Raw genomic sequence first — 19417 nt, forward strand, 5'->3', positions numbered from 1 at the left:
AAACACGCCCGCCAGGGCATCGGAAAAGGTCGACAGTCATGTTTCTCGGGATCGACATCGGCACCTCGAGCGTCAAGGCGGTCCTGACCGACGCCGACGGGGCCGTCGCCGGCAGCGCGTCCCGCCCGTGCACCGTCTCGCGCCCGCATCCCCTGTGGTCGGAGCAGGAGCCGGAGGACTGGGTCGCCGCCGCCGTCGCCGCGGTGGACGAGCTGGCGGACCGCCAGCCGGACGCGCTCGCCGGCGTGCTCGGCATCGGCTTCTCCGGCCAGATGCATGGCGCGGTGCTGCTGGGCGCCGACAACCGGGTGCTGCGTCCCGCCATTCTGTGGAACGACGGCCGCTCGCACCGCCAGTGCGCCACGCTGGAGGAAACCCTCCCCACGCTGCGCACCATCAGCGGCAACATCGCCATGCCCGGCTTCACCGCGCCCAAGCTGCTGTGGGTGGCGGAGGAGGAGCCGGAGGTCTTCGCGGCGCTGGCCAAGGTGCTGCTGCCCAAGGCCTATGTCCGCTGGCGCTTCACCGGCGCAATGGTGGAGGAGATGTCGGACGCCTCGGGCACGCTGTGGCTCGACGTGGCCCGGCGCGACTGGTCGGACGATCTGCTCGCCGCCACCCGGATGACCCGCGCCCACATGCCCGATCTGGCCGAAGGGTCCGACGCCGTCGCCCGGCTGTCGCCCGAACTGACCCGCCGCTGGGGTATGAAAACGCCGCCGGTGGTGGCGGGCGGGGCAGGGGATTGCGCCGCCAGCGCCGTCGGGCTCGGCGCCATCGCGCCCGGCGACGGTTTCCTCAGCCTCGGTACCTCCGGCGTGGTGTGGCGGACGACCGACCGTTTCCTGCCCAATCCGGCGATGGCGGTCCATGCCTTCTGCCACGCGCTGCCCGGCGTCTGGCACCAGATGGGCGTCATGCTGTCGTCGGCCGCCTCGCTGGCCTGGGCCGCCTCTACCCTCGGCGCGCCGGAGGCGGCGCTGCTGGCCCCGCTCGGCGACGCGGTGGACGGCCCCTCGCCGGTTGCCTTCCTGCCCTATCTGTCGGGCGAGCGCACCCCCCACAACGACGCGACCGTCCGCGGCCTGTTCGCCGGCCTGTCAGCGGAAACCACGCGCGACGCGATGGTTCAGGCGGTGCTGGAGGGCGTCGCCTTCGCCTCCCGTGACAACCTCGTCGCCCTGGGTGAGGGTGCCCCGACAGTGTTCGACCTTGCCGGCGGCGGCTCCCGCTCGCGGCTGTGGGCACGCATCTGCGCCGACGCGCTCGGCGTCACCATACACCGCATTGAGGACGGTGAGGTCGGAGCGGCCTTGGGTGCCGCCCATCTCGGCCGCATGGCGGCGACGGGAGAATCCCCCGCCGCCGTCTGCCGCAAGCCCCGCCGTCTGGAGACCTTCACCCCCGATCCGGCCCGCGCCGAGGCGTACAGCCAAGCCTGGCTGCGCTGGCGCCGGCTCTACCCCCTTGCCAAGGAGTTCGCGTCTTGAGCACCGCCTCTTTCTTCGGCGACCTGTCCCCCGTGGCCTATCGCGGGCCGGAAAGCCGCGACCCGCTGTCCTACCGCTGGTACGACAAGGACCGCGTGGTTCTGGGCAAGCGGATGGAGGACCATCTGCGGCTGGCCGCCTGCTACTGGCACAGCTTCTGCTGGCCGGGCGGCGACCCCTTCGGCGGCGAGACCTTCCAGCGCCCGTGGATGCGCCCCGGCCAGGACCCGATGGCGGCGGCCCGCGCCAAGGCCGATGTCGCCTTCGAGATGTTCCGCCTGCTCGACATCCCCTTCTTCTGCTTCCACGACCTCGACGCCGCCCCGGAAGGCGACACGCTGGCCGAGAGCGTCGACAACCTGAAGGCCATCACCGAGCTGTTCGCGGCGAAGATGGAGACCGCCAAGGTCCGTCTGCTGTGGGGCACCGCCAACCTGTTCTCCAACCGCCGCTACATGGCGGGGGCGGCGACCAACCCGGACCCGGACGTCTTCCTCTACGCCTGCGGGCAGGTGCGCGCGGCGCTGGAGGCGACCCATGCGCTGGGCGGCGCCAACTACGTCATGTGGGGCGGCCGCGAGGGCTATGAGACGCTGCTGAACACCGACCTGAAGCGCGAGCTGGACCAGATGGGCCGCTTCCTGGCGATGGTGGTGGAGCACAAGCACAGGATTGGCTTCGACGGCCCGATCCTGATCGAGCCGAAACCGCGCGAGCCGACCAAGCACCAGTACGATTTCGACGTCGCCACCGTCTACGGCTTCCTGGAACGCTACGACCTGCTGGCCGACGTGCGGGTGAACATCGAGCAGAACCACGCCATCCTCGCCGGCCACAGCTTCCAGCACGAGGTGGGATTGGCGCTGGCGCTCGGCATCTTCGGCTCGCTCGACATGAACCGCGGCGACGCGCTGCTGGGCTGGGACACCGACCAGTTCGCCAACGACATCGGCGAGCTGACGGTGGTCATGCACGACATCCTGAAGGGCGGCGGCTTCACCACCGGCGGCCTGAATTTCGACGCCAAGATCCGCCGCCAGTCGCTCGACCCCGCCGACCTGTTGCACGGCCACATCGGCGGCGTCGACAGCTGCGCCCGCGCCCTGCTGCAAGCGGCGCAGATGCTGGAGGACGGCGCCCTGACCGGGCCGCTGGCCGAGCGCTATGCCGGCTGGGACGGTGCGGAAGGGCAGGCGATCCTGTCCGGCAAGCGCGACCTCGCCACGCTCGCCGAGCGGGCGCTGACCTCGGGCCTCAACCCCCAGCCGCGCTCCGGCCGGCAGGAGTATCTGGAGAACATCGTCAACCGCTACGTCTGAGAAAGGACGCATGACATGCCCTCTCCCGCCCCGGGAGAGGGAGGGGACCCACGAAGTGGGGAGGGTGAGGGGGCGGCCAAGAATCCCGAACCGCATGGTTTCTTGCGCTACCCCTCACCCTTCCCACCGCTTCGCGGCAGGCCCCTTCCCTCTCCCGGGACGGGAGAGGGAGATGATGCCGCCCCTAAGATTTCTGCTTTCGTCGATCAACAAGGCCGCCGCAACCGGACGGCCACACAGGGAGGAAACACGATGAAGCACCGTCTCACCGCGACCGCCGCCGGCCTGTTCCTGACGCTGGCTGCCGCCACCACCATGACCTCGACAGCCGCACTCGCCGCCGGCGCCACCGTCGGCGTGTCCTGGTCCAACTTCCAGGAGGAGCGCTGGAAGACCGACGAGGCAGCGATCAAGGCCGTGATCGAGAAGGCCGGCGGCAAATACCTCTCCGCCGATGCCCAGTCCTCGCCGGCCAAGCAGCTGTCGGACATCGAATCGCTGATCTCCCGCGGCGCAAACGCGCTGATCATCCTGGCCCAGGACAGCGACGCCATCCGCCCGGCGGTGGAGAAGGCGGCGGCGGAAGGCATCCCGGTCGTCGGCTATGACCGGCTGATCGAAATCCCGTCGGCCTTCTACATCACCTTCGACAACAAGGAGGTCGGCCGTCTCCAGGCGCGCAGCGTCTTCGCGATGAAGCCCAAGGGCAACTACGCCTTCATCAAGGGCAGTTCGACCGATCCGAATGCCGACTTCCTGTTCGCCGGCCAGATGGAGGTGCTGAAGGCCGCGATGGACCGCGGCGACGTCAAGAATGTCGGCGAGGCCTACACCGACAAGTGGCTGCCGGCCATCGCCCAGCAGAACATGGAGCAGATCCTCACCAAGACCGGCAACAAGGTCGATGCCGTGGTCGCCTCCAACGACGGCACCGCCGGTGGTGCTGTCGCGGCGCTGGCGGCGCAGGGTCTGGCCGGGACCGTGCCGGTGTCGGGCCAGGACGGCGACAAGGCGGCGCTGAACCGCATCGCGCTCGGCACCCAGACGGTGTCGGTGTGGAAGGACGCCCGTGAACTCGGTCGCCGCGCCGCCGAGATCGCCATGGATCTGGCGGGCGGCAAGAAGATGACCGACATCTCCGGCGCCACCACCTTCGACGGCGGTCCGAAGAAGCAGAAGATGACCTCGCTGTTCCTCACCCCGATCGCCATCACCAAGGACAATCTCGGCCAGGTGATCGACGCCGGCTGGGTGACCAAGGACGTGGTCTGCCAGGGTGTGAAGCCCGGCAGCGTCAAGGCCTGCAACTGATGGCGGAGCCGTCCACCACGCTGTCCCCGGCGCCCCCTGCGGAGGCGCCGGCCGGACGGCGGGCCGGCATCGGCGACGCCCTGCGCGCGCTGGAGCTGGACACCCGCATGGTCGGGATGATCGGGGCGCTGGCCATCGTCTGGATCGGCTTCGACATCCTGACCGGCGGCGCCTTCCTGACCCCGCGCAACCTGTGGAACCTGTCGGTGCAGACCGCGTCCGTCGGCGTGATGGCGACGGGCATGGTTCTGGTCATCGTCACCCGCAACATCGACCTGTCGGTGGGCTCGATCCTGGGCTTCACCGGCATGGTGGTCGGCGTGCTCCAGGCCCGGCTCCTGCCGGAGATCTGGGGCTTCGACAATCCGCTGACCTGGGTGGTTGCGGTGCTGGCGGCGGTCGCCGTCGGCGGGGCGGTCGGGGCGGTGCAGGGCGCCATCATCGCCTATCTCGGCGTGTCGTCCTTCATCGTCACGCTGGGCGGTCTGCTGGTCTGGCGCGGGGCGGCGTGGTGGGTGACCACCGGCCAGACGGTGGCGCCGATGGACGGCCTGTTCAAGCGGCTGGGCGGCGGCTTCGAGGGCGCCATCGGCGCCGGGCCGAGCTGGATGGTCGGCATCGCCGCCGTCCTGCTCTCGGTCGCCGCCATCCTGGTGACGCGGCGCCGCAGGGCCGGCTTCGGTTTTCCCGTCCGGCCGCTGTGGGCGGAGGGGGTGGTGATCCTGCTGGTCAGCGCCGCCATCGTCGGCGCCGTGCTGGTGGTCAACGCCTATCCGCTTCCCGTCCCGGTGGTGCGCCGGATGATGGAGGCGCAAGGTCTGTCCACCGACGGCGGGCTTCCTTTCGTCGCCCATGGCTTCGCCATCCCGGTGCTGATCGCGGTGGCGGTGGGGGTGCTGATGACCTTCCTGTCGCGGCGCACCCGCTTCGGCCGCTACGTCTTCGCCATCGGCGGCAATCCGGAGGCGGCGGAGCTGTCGGGCATCAACACCCGCCGGGTGATGGTGATGGTGTTCGGGCTGATGGGGGCGCTGTGCGGCCTGTCCGCCTGCATCGCCACCGCCCGGCTGAACGCCGCCACCAACGCCAACGGCACGCTTGACGAGCTGTACGTCATCGCCGCGGCGATCATCGGCGGCACCTCGATGGCCGGCGGCGTCGGCACCATCCTCGGCGCGATGCTGGGGGCCATGGTGATGCAGTCCTTGCAATCCGGCATGGTGCTGCTGGGGGTGGACGCGCCGATGCAGAACATCGTCGTCGGCCTCGTGCTGGTCGCCGCGGTCTATGTCGACACGCTGTATCGCAAGGGCTTGAAATGATGGGGGCTCAAATGACCGCTCTCGCAATGGCCGAACCGCAGGCGGCGCCCGCCCCGCTGGTGGAGATGCGCGACGTCTCCATCGCCTTCGGCGGCATCAAGGCGGTGGACGGCGTCAGCATCGACCTCTACCCCGGCGAGGTGGTCGGGCTGCTCGGCCACAACGGCGCCGGCAAATCGACGCTGATCAAGATCCTGTCCGGCGCCTATGCCGCCGACCATGGCGAGATCCGGGTGAACGGCGAGCCGGTCCACATCACCAGCCCGCGCGACGCCAAGCGCTGCGGCATCGAGACGATCTACCAGACGCTGGCTCTGGCCGACAATGTCGATGCCGCCGCCAACATCTTCCTCGGCCGCGAGAAGCTGACCGCCTGGGGCACGCTGGACGACCATGCGATGGAGGCCGAGGCGCGCAAGGTGATGGGCCGCCTCAACCCGCATTTCCGCCGCTTCAAGGAGCCGGTGAAGGCGCTGTCCGGCGGCCAGCGCCAGTCGGTCGCCATCGCCCGCGCCATCCATTTCGACGCCCGCGTCCTGATCATGGACGAACCGACCGCAGCCCTCGGCCCCGCCGAGACCCGTCAGGTCGGCGAGCTGGTGAAGCAGCTGAAGCAGGAGGGGATCGGTATCTTCCTGATCTCGCACGACATCCACGACGTGTTCGATCTGGCCGACCGCATCCATGTGATGAAGAACGGCAAGCTGGTCGGCACCGCCCGCGTCGCCGACGTGACCCAGGACGAGGTGCTGGGGATGATCATCCTCGGCAAATGCCCGCCGGGAGCCATTCCCGGACCGGGCGCGGCGGCCTGACGGCAGGGGGTGCCCCAGCCGGCGCCCCCCCTATTGCGGCCCCCTATTGCTGGGATCGCGCCTGCCACAGCAGGAACTGTTCGAACAGCTTCTCCGCCTGCTGCGGCGGCACCCCGCGCTGCTCGACGAAGCTGCGGAACTCCTCCTTCCTGGCGGCGGCGGTCTGCGGCTCCTTCGCCGCCGACGCCTGACGCAGCCACTGCTCCGCCGGCTCGAACCGGGTCCAGCCGGGCACGTCGGCGGCCAGATTGACCTCCTTCCATTTCGGATGGCGCGGCGGCTTCAGGAACTCGTCGAACCTGCTGAAGAAGGCATCGACGAAGCGGGCGACCTTGCGGTGCCGCTCCAGGTCGCGCTCCCAGCCATAGACCGCCATCACAGCACCCACCGCCACGGTGTCGACCTGCTCGCCGGGCGCGATCAGCCCGTCATAGTCGGCGCTGGTCAGGCGCGACGGCAGATAGGTGTCGAGCAGCGCGGCGCTCATCGGGACCGACAGGAAATGCAGCCCGTCCCCCGCCTTCAGGTCGCGGAACAGGCGGGTCGGCTTGCCGGCGACATAGGCCATCGCCGCGATCTCCCCCTTGCGCAGCTTCTCCAAAGCCAGCGCCTGGTCGTTCGCCTGCGGCTCCACCTTGATGCCCAGCATGTCGAAAACCAGCGAGGCGGTCATCGAAGTGCCGCTTCCCTGGACATCGACATTGACCTTGCGGCCGGCCAGATCCTCGATCCGCGTCACTTCGGGCCCGGCGAGGATGTGCAGTTCCTCGTTGTAGAGCTTGGCGATGTATTTGATGCGCCGGTCGAGGTTGGGCAGGAGCCGTTCGCGCTTGGCATAGGCCAGCACGTCGGACTGCACGATGCCGACATCGATCCCCTTCAGCAGCACCACGTCCTTCAGGTTCTGGACCGAGCCCTTGCCCAGCATCGGCAGCACGCGCAGCGTGTCGCCGTCGTCCAGCACCGACGCCAGATCGGCGGCGATGCGCACATAGGTCCCCTCGACCCCGCCCGACACGATGCCGACGGTGCCGCTGTTGGCATTGACGCCGCGCGGATCGGCGGCCGACGCCGTGCCGGCGAGGCCGAGCACTCCGCCGGCGATGCAGGCTCCCACCGCAAGCATGCGGACAAAAGATGCCTTCATGATGCTTTTCCCCCCTCGATGGCTGCGCCCGGCTATCGCGATTTTCCGGCGAGCCAGTCGGTCAGTTTCTTCAGTTGCTGTTCGGCATCCCCGCTGCCGGCGGCGGCTGCCCGGCGGTACCATGCGGCGGCCTGCTCCGGATCGGGCGGAAGGCCGCGGACATGCAGCCGCTCATGCACCAGCGGGTCGTGGGTCCGGCCGAGCGCGAGGGCCGCCTTCGCATTGCCGGTTTCGGCGACCATCTCGTAATAGAGCCGCGCCCCCGCCAGATCGCCCTGGGCGAACAGGTCGTCGCCCCGCTTCATCAGCGCCGCCTCCGGAATGCTGGACGGCAGCTTGGCCGGTTTGTGCACCACCTCTTCCCGCTTCTCCGCCCGCGGCGGCTCCGGCGGGGGAGCGGCCGCCGCCGGAACCGCGGCAAGGGCGACGGTGGCCGGCGGAGGAGCGGCCTTGGCGGCGATCTGCGGCTCTGGCGGCGGGGGAGGGGCGGCAACCGTCTGAACGGCTGCCGGGACCTCGGCCGGCGGTGGGTCGGCCGGTGGTGCGGGGGGTGGCGCGGCGGAAGCGGCCTTCTGCTCCGGCACCGGGGCCGACGCCGGGTCGGATGTCGCGCCGGCTGGCGTCTCGGCGACCGCAGGTTCGCTTTGCTGCGGCTCCTGCGCTTGCGGCTCCGGCGGCACAGGCGGGGAGGAACTTCCGGACACCGCCGGTTCCGCCATATCCGGCTTTGCCGCCGCCTCCACTCCCTGCGCCGGGCCTCCCTGCGACGCCCCCCCCTGCGCCGGAGGGTCGGCAGCGGAGTTGGCGGCAGAGTCGGCGGCCGCAACGCTGTCGGAGACCGGCACCGCCAGCGTCACCGCCTGTCTGGCGACCACGCCGCCGCCGTGGTCGGTCACCGCTGTGATGTGCAAAGTCAGCCGGGCGGCGGTCTCGGCCGGCACGCTCAGGGTCAGGTCGGACAGTTCCTCCTGCGGCACTTTCCAGGCCCCGTCGCTGCTCCGCTTGCCCCGCGACAGGCTGGCGCCGTCCGGCAGATTGTCGATCAGCACGTAGGTGACCGCCTCATACTGCGGGTTCGGCTGGCCGTAGGGAGAGGTGACGACGATGGACAGCGGGATCGGCTGCCCCGGCGCGCCGCCCGACGTCTGGGCGGCGACGAAGGGCATCAGCCGCCAGTCGGTCGTTGCCTCGCCCGATTTCGGCAGAACCGTCGTGTGGGTGGCGACGGTGTCGACCTGCCGGGCGTTGTTGGCATGCGGCTTCTCGCGCACGACAAGCCAGGAGTCGAGCGTGCTGTCGGCCCCGCCATCCTCGCCCGAAGCCTCCCCGGCCACCAGCAGGCAACAGCCGCCGAACCGCCCGGTCACGCCGTCAAGTTGCACCGGCAGCGCCAGAACCGTCAGCACGGCGAAGCAGGGGCGGACGCTGCCCGAGCCTGGGAGCAAGGACTGGCCCGCGTCCCCTTTGCGGCGACGATGCAGAAAGCCGGCATGGGATAGAAAACGGCGCAGAAAACGGGGCTGCGTTTCGCGCATGACGGCATCCTCCCGGACAAAGCCCCGCAAACTCCGCCTCACGGCGGGTTGAATTCGAGACTTTTGAAAGACATGCGGCGATGTTCTACGCCGTCGATTGTTTCGAATTATTTGTTATCTTACCGATCTCTCGGGATCGTTTTATTTTAAGAGACAACCGGAGAAAAACAACCATCCCGTAGAGGGCGTTTCCCGCTTTACGGTAAAGGGAGGATTACTTCGTAATCTTCGGCCCCGCATCGGACGGAGAAGACCCAAACCGGCTGCGGCGTCCGCCGCCGGAACGGGGTGCCACCACCGGTCGTGGCCGCACCCCGTGAGGAACAGCATTTCAGGAAAAAGCGGAAGACGCGGATCAGCGCACCCTGGCCGGGTTTCCCATCACCGTGGCGCCGGCCGGCACGTCGCGCGTCACCACGCTTCCGGCACCGACGATGGCGTCGTCGCCGATGGTGACGCCCGGCAGGATCAGCGCAGCGCCGCCGATCCAGACATTGCGGCCGATGTGGATTGGCCGCCCGAACTCCAGCCCGGCCTCGCGGGCGGCGAAGTCGCGCGGGTGGTCGGCGGTCAGGAGCTGGACGCCCGGCCCGATCTGCGTCTTATCGCCGATGGTCACCGCGACGACGTCCAGAATGACGCAGTTGAAGTTGAGGAACACCCCGGCGCCGAGGCTGATGTTGTAGCCATAGTCGCAATGGAAGGGCGGGCGGATGACCGCCCCGTCGCCCACCGCGGCGAGCCGCTCCAGCAGCAGCTGGCGCCGGTCGCCGGGCGGCAGGGCGAGCGCGGCGTTGTAGCGGACCATCCACTCCTTGGCGGCGGCCTGATCCGCCTGGATTTCCGGGGCCGAGGCGTCATAGAGATCGCCGGCCAGCATCTTTTCCTTCTCGCTGCGTCCATCGGACGTCTGCATCGCACATCTCCCAAGTCTCAGGCCCGCCGGCGGTTGTCCGCCGGGGGGAGGCGATTAGAGCAGATGTCGACCGGCCATGCGCCGACGCTTGAGAGTAAGGGCCGCGCGTGAAGCCCGACCGTGTCAGCCTTCGCCCTGGCCGCTGCGCACGCCCAGCAGGGTGCTGCGGCGGCGGCGCAGCTCGACGCTCTGGCCGGGGGTGATCGGCAGGAACTCCTTGGGGCGTTCGTCGCTGCCGGCGATGGCGCGGAAGGTCGCGGCGTTCGCCTCCTGCACGACGTTGCCGCGGCGGACCTGATCGAGGAATTTCTGGCTCGGCATCATGATGTATTCGATGTCGTTGATGCGCCGGCCATCCTTCGACACCGTCTTCTCGACCTGATCGAGGATGCCCTCCTCGACCAGCGAATCGACGGCGGAGGTCACGGTGCGCAGCGTGTCGCGCCGCCGGCTCCACTCGTTCATGCCGCTGTTGTTGATGATGTCGTCGGCCGACAGCGTCATCGGCGGCACATCGTGAACGCCGTCGGGCAGGCGGCTGAGGTCGAGGTCGCCATATTCGATGGACAGGCGGTTGTAGAGCCAGCGCGCCACCGGGCTCTTCAGCCGCATGATCCACTGGTAGGAGATCGGCTTGAATTCCAGGTTGCGGATGGCCGAGGCGACCAGCGCGTTGAACTCCAGATAGGTGTCGTTCTCGTCCTCCTCGCCGCCCTCGCCGGTGCGCGGCCGGATGTAGAGCGTGGGGAAGACCGAGGATTCCAGCACCGGCCGCGCCGACTTGCGCCCGTTTTCCGGCATCTTGCTGATGATCATCCGGGTACGGGCGAGGATTTCCAGCGCCTCGCGGATCTCCGCCGTGTCCATGGTGCGGTTGACCGCGCGCAGCTCGCGCCGGATCTCGTAGAGCGAGAAATGCACGCGCACGCGGTCCTGCTTGTCGCCCATCAGCGACAGGCGCGAGCGGTCCATGGCGAGGCGGCGCACCACCTGCTCGACGATCTGCTCGCGCTCCGACGGGAACACCTCATACTCGACCATGCGCTTTTCCGCCGGATCCTCGCCGGGGCCGGGCTTGGCCGGGCGGTAGATGCGGGCGGGCTGCAAGGTCAGCGAAAACAGGGCGTCCTTGAAGGGAAACTCCTTGTGGACCGACTGGACGAACGCATTGGCGGCCGGCAGCTCAGGCTCGGTCCCCCGGCCCTTCGACACGAACACGAATCGCGGTGCCGTGTCGTAAAGCGCGATCATATGGGACTGACTGCGGTCCTCCATCTCGAACAGAGTCAGCTGGACCGCGTTCGCCTTGCTCATGCCTCATCCCTCCTCGCCACAGGCCACGATAGGGGCTCGTGTCGGATGGAGGCAACCGGCGGGGAGGACTGAACCCCAAGGCCTGTGTCCCATTTGGCCGCGCTTGTGTAGGAATTGGCCGCGCCTGTGTCCCGAATGCCCGCGGTTGGACCGGAGCGCCCCCGGCCAACATCGCCGGATTGGTCCCCATCGCCGCGAATCGCGGCCGGACCGACCAAGCGCGAGCATTCAGGACACAGACTCGTGTCCGCCGATTCCGCCGCGCCAATGCGATGAAACGCGGGCAAATGGGACAGACCCGGACGCGGCGACCGCCAATCGCGAGCATTCGGGACACAGGCCTGACCGCCGAGCGTGCAACGGACCGCTCAACCGCGGGCAAATGGGACCGAACGGAACCGAATGCCCTCTCCCCCCTGGGGAGAGGGTCAGGGTGAGGGGGATGCACGGCGGGGATTTTCGGGAAAACGCGCGGCGGCTCCCCTGCCCAGTTCCCTTTTCATGAATTTTATCGAACAATCACAATAGCTTATTTCAGCCATCGACTCATTACGCCCCGCAAGCTCAGCCCAACGACAGTCCGCTCTCCGAACCGCGAGCAAGTGGGACAACCTGCACAGAGGGGACCGCCGGCGCGAATCCGGCGAAGCGCGGGCAAACGGGATCGGATCCGATTCGCAGCGCTGGCGCGACCAAAGCCGACCGAACCGCGGGCAAAGGCGACAGGGTCGCGGGCCGATGGGACAGAATCGCGGGCCAACGGGACACAAACGACTCTGTCCCATTTGCCCGCGATTCGACGGACGGCACGACCGGCGGAATCCTTCCCCGCAAGTTCACCGGCCGTCCGGCAGCCTCACCCGCTGGCCGCCGGCCGTTTCCCATGCCTTACGGAGTTTTCCCATGTCGCCCAAATCGTTGCCATCCACATCGCCCCCATCCGACGGGCACCCTCTCGACGCGCGCCGATGGGGCCGGATTCCCGCCTGGTGGCTGGACCATCCCGGCCTGGAGGCCGACGGCTTCGCCGTCCTGGCGGCACTCGCCACCTTCGCCGACGACAGCGGTCTGTGCTGGCCGTCGCAATCGACGCTGGCCGCCAAGCTCAAGCGGTCGCGCCCGACCGTCAACCGCATCATCCAGGCATTGAGCGACCTCGGGCTGGTCGGCATCGAACATCGCCGCGGCCGCGACGGCGCCCGCCTGTCCTGCCTCTACCGCCTGCGCTTCACCCCCCTGGACGGCAGCGGGCCGGATACGGACCGGCGGGCTGCCGCCGCCGAACATCGCCCTGTTCCGGCGGCCGACAGGGATGACTCCGCCACGCACATCCCCTGTCCGCCGGCGAGTCAGGAACAGGTCCAATTCAAACAGATTCCGGACTCGCTCGCTTCGGGCGAGCCCACGGGGACACCCATGGCGACACAGCCGGACACGGAAGCCGGCACTCAGTCACGACCGCAGGAGGTTCCGGAAGACTGGATGCCGGCCGCCGACGACCTCGCCTGGGCCGGGGCCCGCCATGCCGAGATCGACCTCGGCCGCCATGTCGAGGGCTTCATCCTGCGCTGCCGGGCCCATGGCTACCGCTACCGCGACATCTCCTCCGCCTGGCGGGCGTGGCTGTCGCAGGACGCCGCCGTCGGCAAGGCTCCCACCCTCTCCGGCAACCCCCCGGCCTTCGCCGCACCCGCTCGCAAATCCGCCCACAAATCAGCCACGACCGAACAGCGCCTCGGTGCCTGGAGCGCTGCCGCCGACGAACTGCGCCGGCGCTCCGCCACCGCTCCCGCAACCCCTCATGCTTGGCGATGAAGGGAGCACCGATGACCGTAAGACCCAGAAGCGCCGCCCCCGGTAGAGCGACCGTCACCGCTTTGTCGCGGCCCCACCTTCCAACGTCGCCGGCCGCCGCCTTCGACCCGACCCTGCCGGTACCCCAGCGCCGGATCCGGCTGACCGCCGCGCTGCCGCCGCCGCTTCAGGAGCTGCTGGCCCAGGGCCGCACCGACCGGCGCCCGCGCTTCGGCGAGGATGGCTTCGACGGCATGATCGAACAGTGGTTTCCACCCGCAGGCGTCACCGCCGCGCAGGCGGCGCTCGCCCGCCAGACCCTGGAGGATCTGTCCGAGACCGTGCTGGCCCCGGCCGACAGCGACCATCTGCTCGGCCGCGTGTTGACCCTGCTCAGCCATTTCCCGGCCAAGGGCCTGTCGCCCGAGGTCGAGCGGATGATGGCGCTCGACTGGGCCGAGGATCTGGGGGAATACCCGGCCTGGGTGATCGACGCCGCCGCCCGCCACTGGCGCCGCAGCCGGAAATGGCGCCCCTCCATCGCCGAGATGCGCGCCCTGTGCGAGGAACTCTGCGCCGCGGAACGCGCCCTGGCCGACCGGCTGCAAGCCCTTGCCGACGCCGCGCCGCGCGAAGCGGCGGCCCCGGAGCCTCTGGCCCAGGATCCGCGGACACTGGCGACGGGGGCGCTGCGCCGCATGGGATAAAGCCGGCCGCCATCGGCCTGCGGTGGAAGCGCCGGATCCGCGGTCCATATTAAGCGGCCCGTCCGCTTCATCATGCCGACCGATGCCCGACACCTCCGCTCCGATGCCGCCGTCCGCCGCCCGTTTCGGCTGGTGCTGCCAGTATGTTCCGCCCGATGGCGACGCCGGACTTGCCAAGCGCATGAATCCAGGCACCGTCACCATCGCGACGTTGAGCAAACTGAGCCCGGCCCGTGCCGAGGAAAAGCTGACGGAGGTCCTGCGCCGCAACCTCCAGGCCCTGCATCTGCAACTGGACGAGGTCGCCCGGCATCCGGCCTACCGCCGCCTGCTGCGCGTCAACAGCGGGCTGCTGCCGGCCTACACGCACGAGGTCGGACGGCCGCTCTACCGCCAGCCCGGTGTCCAGGCGCTGGTGCGGAGCGGGCTGGAGCATGCCGGCCGCAAGGCGATGGAGGCGGACATCCGCATCGGGCTGCACCCGGACCAGTATTGCGTGCTGAACAGCGCCACCCCCTCCACCCTCGACAATGCGGTGGCGGAGCTGGAGTACCATGCCGACATCCTGCGGACGATGGGGCTGACCGGCGGCTGGCACCCGCGGGGCGCGCACGTCAACATCCATGGCGGCGGGCGCGGGGAGGGGATCGCCGGCTTCCGCCGCGGTTATGCCCTGCTGTCGGAGGAGGCGCGCAACCTGCTGACGGTCGAGAACGACGAGATGTCCTTCGGCCTGGACGATTTGCTGCCACTGGCCGACATCGTGCCCATCGTGCTCGACCTCCACCACCATTGGGTCCGCACCCAGGGTGAATATCTGCGTCCCGACGATCCACGCATCGCCGTGGTCGCCGGCTCCTGGCGCGGGGTGCGGCCGGTGGCCCACATCAGCGTGTCGCGCGAGGATCTGCTGGCCGACTGGCCGCCCGACAGCCTGCCGGACTATGCCGCCCTGGCGGCACGCGGGCTGACGACCAGGGATCTGCGGGCGCATTCGCAGCGCATGTGGAACCATGCGGTCAACCGGCTGGTGGCGGATCATCTCTCCTGGGCCGACTTCGAGGTGGAGGCCAAGGCCAAGAACCTTGCCGTCGACGATCTGGAGCAGGACGCCCTGCTGAGCGGCGCCATCTCCGCCCCGGCTTCCGCCGGCCCCTGATTGCCGGCCCCCGATCGCCGGTCTTGACCCACGGTTGTACTCAACTACTCTGTTGCCGACGAAGGACGAGAGGTCGAGGGTGGGACGTGGCGGACGATAGCCGGGATGATAACCGGGCCGGTGACCGGGAACAGAACCTGGGTGCTCTGTCGCAGTTGCAGGCGATGCTGGACACCGTGCCCGACGGGGTCGTCATCATCGACGACCGCGGCCGGATCACGTCGTTCAACCCCGCCTGCGAACGGCTGTTCGGCTGGACCGCGGCGGAGGTGGTCGGCCGCAACGTCAACATCCTGATGCCCGCCCCCTACCGGGAGGAGCATGACGGCTATCTGGAGCGCTATCACCGCACGGGAGAGCGCCGGATCATCGGCATTGGCCGCGAGGTGACCGGCCAGCGCAAGGACGGCTCCTGCTTCCCGATGGATCTGTCGGTGGGGGAGGCGGGCCAGGACGGACCGCCGGTCTATATCGGCATCATCCGCGACCTGACCGCCTCCCGGCAGGCCGAGACCGCGCTGCGCGAGCGCGAGGCGCGGCTGGCCTCCATCCTCCAGACGGTGCCCGAAGCGATCATCGTCATCGACGAAAAGGGGCTGATCGAATCCTTCAGCCCGGCGGCCGAACGGCTGTTCGGCTATGCGGCGGTGGAGGTGGCCGGGCGCAACATCAGCATGCTGATGCCGTCCCCCTACCGCGAGCAGCATGACGGCTATCTGGAGCGCTACGAGCGGACGGGCGAGCGCCGGATCATCGGCATCGGCCGCATCGTGTCGGGCCAGCGGCGCGACGGCTCGGTCTTCCCGATGGAGCTGGCGGTGGGGGAGGTGCTGCTCGCCGGCCGGCGCTGTTTCACCGGCTTCGTCCGCGACCTGACCGAACGGCAGGCCACCGAGCGGCGCTTGCAGGAACTCCAGTCGGAGCTTCTGCATGTCAGCCGGGTCAGCGCCATGGGCCAGATGGCCTCGACGCTCGCCCACGAGCTGAACCAGCCGCTGACCGCCGTCATCAACTACGCCAAGGCCGCCAAGCGCCTGATGGAACGCCCGGAAACGGTGTCCAAGGCGATGGACATGGTCGACAAGGCGAGCGCCCAGGCCACACGCGCCGGCCAGATCATCCGCCACCTGCGCAGCTTCATCGAGAAGGGCAAGACTCACCGTTCCGTCGAATCCCTCAACAAGGTGGTGGAGGAGGCGAGCGCGCTCGCCCTCGTCGGCGCCAAGGAGCGCGGCCTGCATGTGCGCTTCGACTTCGAGCCCGCCGACCCGCAGGTGCTGATCGACAAGGTGCAGGTCCAGCAGGTGATCCTCAACCTCGTCCGCAACGCCATCGAGGCGATGGCCGGCGCGCCGGGCGGGCAGCGGGTGCTGACCGTCCGCACCGGCCCCGAGCCGGCGGACGAGGCTTTCCGCCGCGTCTCCGTCACCGACAGCGGCCCTGGCGTGCCGGAGACTGTGCGCGCCCAGCTGTTCCAGCCCTTCGTCAGCACCAAGAGCAGCGGCATGGGGCTGGGCCTGTCGATCTGCCGCTCGATCATCGAAGCCCATGGCGGCCGCCTGTGGCTGGAGCCGCCAGCCGAACCGCCCACCGAGCTGCCGTCCACCGGCGCCAGCTTCGCCTTCACCGTCCCCCTCTCGACGTCCCTGTCCGCATCGGATGCCGACGATGCCCGCTGACGCCAAGCCCGACGCCGTATCCGACATGACCGCCGACCTCACCGTCTTCATCGTCGACGACGACGACGCCATCCGCGATTCCCTCCAGGTCCTGCTGGAATGCGCCGGCTTCCGGGCGGAAAGCTTCGCCACCCCGCTGGGCTTCCTGGAGTCCGACGCGCCGTCGCGGCCGGGCTGCCTGCTGGTCGATGTCCGCATGCCGCAGATGAGCGGCCTCGACGTTCAGGAACGGCTGACCCGCGACGGCCACGCCATCCCGGTGGTGGTGATGACCGGCCATGGCGACGTGCCGCTCGCCGTCCGCGCCATGAAGGCCGGCGCGGTCGATTTCGTCGAGAAGCCGTTCGAGGAGGAGGCGCTGCTCGCCGCCGTCCGCTCCGCCCTGGCCCGCGCGGCGGACAGCCGGACGGCGCAGGAACCCCCGCCGGCCGCAGCCCCGGAACAGCCGTCCCCCCCGCCGTCCGCCTCCGCCCCGCCGGAGGTGCTGGCCCGGCTGTCGGCCCTGACGCCGCGCGAACTCGACGTGCTGCGCTGGCTGGTGGCCGGAAAGTCGAACAAGGTCATCGCCTTCGAGCTGTCGATCAGCCCGCGCACCGTGGAAATCCACCGCGCGCGGGTGATGGAGAAGATGCAGGCCGACAGCCTGCCCACCCTGGTCCGCATGGCGATTGCCGCCGGTGTCGTTCCCGGCGGGGGCTGATCTGCATCAAAAGCGCGCCGAATACGCATTGCTCCGTATATCGGCGCCCCCGGCCTGCTTTTATCTTCCATGACGCGCCGCACCGTCGGCGCTGTTTGTCTGTTATGGAAGTTCGGAGGCCGTCATGGATCGCCTGGGCAATGAGCCGGGCAACGAGCCCGGCAGCGGGCCAGGCAGCGTGTCCGGCGGAATGCCGGGTGCCGGCATCGTCCACATCGTCGATGACGACGAGCCGGTCCGCGACTCGCTGAAAGCGCTGCTGGAAGCCTTTTCCTTCGATGTGCGGGACTTCTCGTCCTGCCGCGACTTCCTCGACCGCTACGACGGAAACCCCAAGGGCTGCCTCGTTCTCGACCTGCATATGCCGGTGATGAGCGGGCTGGAGTTTTTGGAGCGCCATCGCGGCGACCTGCACGGCATGCCGGTCATCATGGTGTCCGGCCGCGGCGATCCCGCCACCTTCGCCCGTGCCCGCGAGGCCGGTGTCATCGCCGTGCTGGAGAAGCCGTTCGACGAGGACCAGCTGATCGACATGCTGAACGGCCTGATGCCGGCCGCGGCCTGATAGTAGGTACACTTACGTACGCAAACTTCCTTAGGTACATCACCGAACTGCACAGGCCGGCAGGGGAAAGTTAGCTTCGGGCCATCGGATGCACACCGGGACGAACCGGACCGCATCGCACCGTCAAGGCCGAGGTCACCATGTCCACGCACGCCGCCATTGCCGCCCACGCCAACCGCGCCGTCCCTGGTTACCTGGTCTCCGCCCTGGCGATGACGCCGAACGCCGGCCTGGGCGCAGGTGTCGGCGCCGCCATCCAGCCGCGCAACCCCGCCGACCCGCTCGCCAGCCTGGGCCATGCCAAGGTCTTTGAGCGTGAAACCACGGTCTTCACCGAGGGCGATGCCGCCGGTTCGGTGTTCCGGGTGATGAGCGGCATGGTCCGCCTCTACAAGATGCTGCCCGACGGCCGCCGCCAGATCATCGGCTTCCTGCAGGCCGGCGACATGATGGGTCTGGCCTTCGCCGCCCAGTATCTCTACACCGCCGAAACCGTGACGGCGACCACCATCCAGCGCATCCCGCGCTTGGAGCTGGACGCCCTGATGGACGCCCAGCCGGCCTTCGCCCGCAAGCTGCTGTCGGCCACCACCTCGGAGCTGATGGCGGCGCAGGACCAGATGGTTCTGCTCGGCCGCAAGACCGCCGCCGAGAAGGTCGCCACCTTCCTGCTGCGCCTCAGCGACCGCAAGGGCGGCGGCAAGGGGGATGATCGCACCATCGACCTGCCGATGGGCCGCAGCGACATCGCCGACCATCTCGGCCTGACCACCGAAACCGTGTCGCGCACCCTGACCAAGCTGAAGTCGAGCCGCCTGATCCGCATCCTGGTCGGCGGCAAGCTCGACCTGCTCGACCGCGACGCCCTGGCCGACCTCGCCGGCGGCTTCTGACCCCCACCGCATCCTTTCAAAATTCCCGGCCGTGTACGCCGGACGCTCCAAATGATTTTTGAGCGTCCCGGAACGCGGCGGCGCGCCCGGACGGCGCCCTTCCCCACACATCACCGCGACGGCGTCATCGCACGGGCCGCGGACAGCAAGTGGATGATGACCATGACCGTTAAAACCCTTTCCGACCTGAACGCCCTGATCGCGCGGGTGAAGGCGGCGCAGGCGCGCTTCGCCGACTACCCGCAGGAGAAGGTCGACCTGATCTTCCGCAGCGCGGCTCTGGCCGCCGCCAACGCCCGCATCCCGCTCGCCAAGATGGCGGTGGCGGAGACCGGCATGGGCGTCATGGAAGACAAATCCTGGCGCTGGGCGGCGGCTCGCCGATGGACGCGGCCAAGATCATCTGGGTGATGTACGAGGCGCCCGAGGTGGCCTTCGAGGATCTGGCGCTGCGCTTCATGGACATCCGCAAGCGCATCTACACCTTCCCCAAGCTCGGCGTGAAGGCGCAGCTGGTGGCGGTGCCGACCACGTCGGGCACCGGGTCGGAGGTGACGCCCTTCGCGGTGGTGACCGACGAGCGCACCGGGACCAAATACCCGATCGCCGACTATGAGCTGACGCCGAGCATGGCGATCGTCGACGCCAACCTGGTGATGGACATGCCCAAGGGGCTGACGGCGGCGGGCGGCATCGACGCGGTGACCCATGCGCTGGAGGCCTATGTCTCGGTGGTGGCGAACGAGTATTC

At 69.0% G+C, this 19417-nt stretch carries 18 protein-coding genes; 14 read left to right on the plus strand and 4 right to left on the minus strand.

Annotated elements, in window-relative coordinates:
• Positions 1 to 38 precede the first annotated feature (38 nt).
• The 5 genes from xylB (at position 39) to CRT60_RS13090 (ending at position 6257) form a co-directional block, all read left to right on the plus strand.
• On the plus strand, positions 39 to 1490 hold the full coding sequence (xylB, locus tag CRT60_RS13070; RefSeq protein ID WP_098736818.1) for a xylulokinase: 1452 nt from the start codon (positions 39 to 41) through the stop codon (positions 1488 to 1490).
• Positions 1487 to 2809: a xylose isomerase gene (xylA, locus tag CRT60_RS13075; protein WP_098736819.1), complete on the plus strand. Its 1323-nt coding sequence runs from the start codon at positions 1487 to 1489 to the stop codon at positions 2807 to 2809. Before xylB ends, xylA begins: the two co-directional genes overlap by 4 nt.
• A gap of 252 nt (positions 2810 to 3061) precedes the next feature.
• Positions 3062 to 4120 carry a D-xylose ABC transporter substrate-binding protein gene (gene xylF / locus CRT60_RS13080; protein WP_204561852.1) on the plus strand — a complete coding sequence of 353 codons (1059 nt, stop codon included), beginning with the start codon at positions 3062 to 3064 and terminating at the stop codon, positions 4118 to 4120.
• Positions 4120 to 5442, plus strand: a complete 1323-nt coding sequence (locus CRT60_RS13085) for a sugar ABC transporter permease (RefSeq protein WP_098736820.1) — start codon at positions 4120 to 4122, stop codon at positions 5440 to 5442. The genes xylF and CRT60_RS13085 overlap by 1 nt, the downstream gene beginning before the upstream one ends.
• A gap of 11 nt (positions 5443 to 5453) precedes the next feature.
• Positions 5454 to 6257 (plus strand): ATP-binding cassette domain-containing protein, encoded by an 804-nt coding sequence (locus CRT60_RS13090; RefSeq protein ID WP_161958043.1) that lies wholly within the window; start codon positions 5454 to 5456, stop codon positions 6255 to 6257.
• A gap of 43 nt (positions 6258 to 6300) precedes the next feature.
• Here the strand turns inward: CRT60_RS13090 and CRT60_RS13095 are convergent, their stop codons facing one another.
• The 4 genes from CRT60_RS13095 to CRT60_RS13110 all read right to left on the minus strand — a co-directional run bounded on the left by CRT60_RS13095 (position 6301) and on the right by CRT60_RS13110 (position 11169).
• The gene (locus CRT60_RS13095; protein WP_098736822.1) at positions 6301 to 7404 is read right to left on the minus strand and encodes a TAXI family TRAP transporter solute-binding subunit; all 1104 of its coding nucleotides are present in this window, start codon (positions 7402 to 7404) and stop codon (positions 6301 to 6303) included.
• Positions 7405 to 7436: 32 nt separating this feature from the next.
• Positions 7437 to 8849, minus strand: coding sequence for a hypothetical protein (locus CRT60_RS36455; protein WP_143273238.1), 1413 nt, complete (start codon positions 8847 to 8849; stop codon positions 7437 to 7439).
• 445 nt (positions 8850 to 9294) lie between these two features.
• A complete protein-coding gene (locus tag CRT60_RS13105; RefSeq protein ID WP_143273240.1) occupies positions 9295 to 9855 on the minus strand; it encodes a sugar O-acetyltransferase in 561 nt (186 codons plus the stop codon).
• 123 nt (positions 9856 to 9978) lie between these two features.
• A complete protein-coding gene (locus CRT60_RS13110; RefSeq protein ID WP_098736824.1) occupies positions 9979 to 11169 on the minus strand; it encodes a plasmid replication protein in 1191 nt (396 codons plus the stop codon).
• Positions 11170 to 12072: 903 nt separating this feature from the next.
• Between CRT60_RS13110 and CRT60_RS13115 the strand changes: the two genes are divergently transcribed.
• From CRT60_RS13115 to CRT60_RS13155, 9 genes are all read left to right on the plus strand, one after another.
• On the plus strand, positions 12073 to 12984 hold the full coding sequence (locus CRT60_RS13115; protein ID WP_244592460.1) for a helix-turn-helix domain-containing protein: 912 nt from the start codon (positions 12073 to 12075) through the stop codon (positions 12982 to 12984).
• A gap of 11 nt (positions 12985 to 12995) precedes the next feature.
• Positions 12996 to 13670 carry a hypothetical protein gene (locus CRT60_RS13120; protein WP_098736826.1) on the plus strand — a complete coding sequence of 225 codons (675 nt, stop codon included), beginning with the start codon at positions 12996 to 12998 and terminating at the stop codon, positions 13668 to 13670.
• A gap of 82 nt (positions 13671 to 13752) precedes the next feature.
• Positions 13753 to 14829, plus strand: a complete 1077-nt coding sequence (locus CRT60_RS13125) for an apurinic/apyrimidinic endonuclease family protein (protein ID WP_193548423.1) — start codon at positions 13753 to 13755, stop codon at positions 14827 to 14829.
• An 86-nt stretch (positions 14830 to 14915) separates the two neighbouring features.
• The gene (locus CRT60_RS13130) at positions 14916 to 16508 is read left to right on the plus strand and encodes a PAS domain-containing sensor histidine kinase (protein WP_244592461.1); all 1593 of its coding nucleotides are present in this window, start codon (positions 14916 to 14918) and stop codon (positions 16506 to 16508) included.
• The gene (locus CRT60_RS13135) at positions 16498 to 17208 is read left to right on the plus strand and encodes a response regulator transcription factor (protein ID WP_244592462.1); all 711 of its coding nucleotides are present in this window, start codon (positions 16498 to 16500) and stop codon (positions 17206 to 17208) included. Before CRT60_RS13130 ends, CRT60_RS13135 begins: the two co-directional genes overlap by 11 nt.
• A gap of 124 nt (positions 17209 to 17332) precedes the next feature.
• Complete coding sequence (locus tag CRT60_RS13140) at positions 17333 to 17773, plus strand: response regulator transcription factor (RefSeq protein WP_244592463.1); 441 nt, start codon at positions 17333 to 17335, stop codon at positions 17771 to 17773.
• Between the two features lie 140 nt (positions 17774 to 17913).
• Entirely contained in the window at positions 17914 to 18666 is a 753-nt protein-coding gene (locus CRT60_RS13145; protein ID WP_098736829.1) for a helix-turn-helix domain-containing protein, read from the plus strand.
• Between the two features lie 162 nt (positions 18667 to 18828).
• Positions 18829 to 19077, plus strand: coding sequence for a hypothetical protein (locus CRT60_RS13150; protein ID WP_143273242.1), 249 nt, complete (start codon positions 18829 to 18831; stop codon positions 19075 to 19077).
• Positions 19050 to 19417, plus strand: a 368-nt coding sequence (locus tag CRT60_RS13155; RefSeq protein ID WP_244592464.1) for an iron-containing alcohol dehydrogenase, incomplete at its 3' end; no start/stop codon positions are given. The genes CRT60_RS13150 and CRT60_RS13155, both read left to right, overlap by 28 nt.

Source organism: Azospirillum palustre (assembly GCF_002573965.1).
Classification (GTDB): domain Bacteria; phylum Pseudomonadota; class Alphaproteobacteria; order Azospirillales; family Azospirillaceae; genus Azospirillum; species Azospirillum palustre.

Coding starts and splice junctions, on each gene's coding strand:
- xylB (WP_098736818.1), top strand. CDS start 39: ATGTTTCTCGGGATCGACATCGGCACCTCGAGCGTCAAGGCGGTCCTG.
- xylF (WP_204561852.1), top strand. CDS start 3,062: ATGAAGCACCGTCTCACCGCGACCGCCGCCGGCCTGTTCCTGACGCTG.
- CRT60_RS13085 (WP_098736820.1), top strand. CDS start 4,120: ATGGCGGAGCCGTCCACCACGCTGTCCCCGGCGCCCCCTGCGGAGGCG.
- CRT60_RS13090 (WP_161958043.1), top strand. CDS start 5,454: ATGACCGCTCTCGCAATGGCCGAACCGCAGGCGGCGCCCGCCCCGCTG.
- CRT60_RS13095 (WP_098736822.1), bottom strand. CDS start 7,404: ATGAAGGCATCTTTTGTCCGCATGCTTGCGGTGGGAGCCTGCATCGCC.
- CRT60_RS13105 (WP_143273240.1), bottom strand. CDS start 9,855: ATGCAGACGTCCGATGGACGCAGCGAGAAGGAAAAGATGCTGGCCGGC.
- CRT60_RS13110 (WP_098736824.1), bottom strand. CDS start 11,169: ATGAGCAAGGCGAACGCGGTCCAGCTGACTCTGTTCGAGATGGAGGAC.
- CRT60_RS13115 (WP_244592460.1), top strand. CDS start 12,073: ATGTCGCCCAAATCGTTGCCATCCACATCGCCCCCATCCGACGGGCAC.
- CRT60_RS13120 (WP_098736826.1), top strand. CDS start 12,996: ATGACCGTAAGACCCAGAAGCGCCGCCCCCGGTAGAGCGACCGTCACC.
- CRT60_RS13125 (WP_193548423.1), top strand. CDS start 13,753: ATGCCCGACACCTCCGCTCCGATGCCGCCGTCCGCCGCCCGTTTCGGC.
- CRT60_RS13135 (WP_244592462.1), top strand. CDS start 16,498: ATGCCCGCTGACGCCAAGCCCGACGCCGTATCCGACATGACCGCCGAC.
- CRT60_RS13140 (WP_244592463.1), top strand. CDS start 17,333: ATGGATCGCCTGGGCAATGAGCCGGGCAACGAGCCCGGCAGCGGGCCA.
- CRT60_RS13145 (WP_098736829.1), top strand. CDS start 17,914: ATGTCCACGCACGCCGCCATTGCCGCCCACGCCAACCGCGCCGTCCCT.
- CRT60_RS13150 (WP_143273242.1), top strand. CDS start 18,829: ATGACCGTTAAAACCCTTTCCGACCTGAACGCCCTGATCGCGCGGGTG.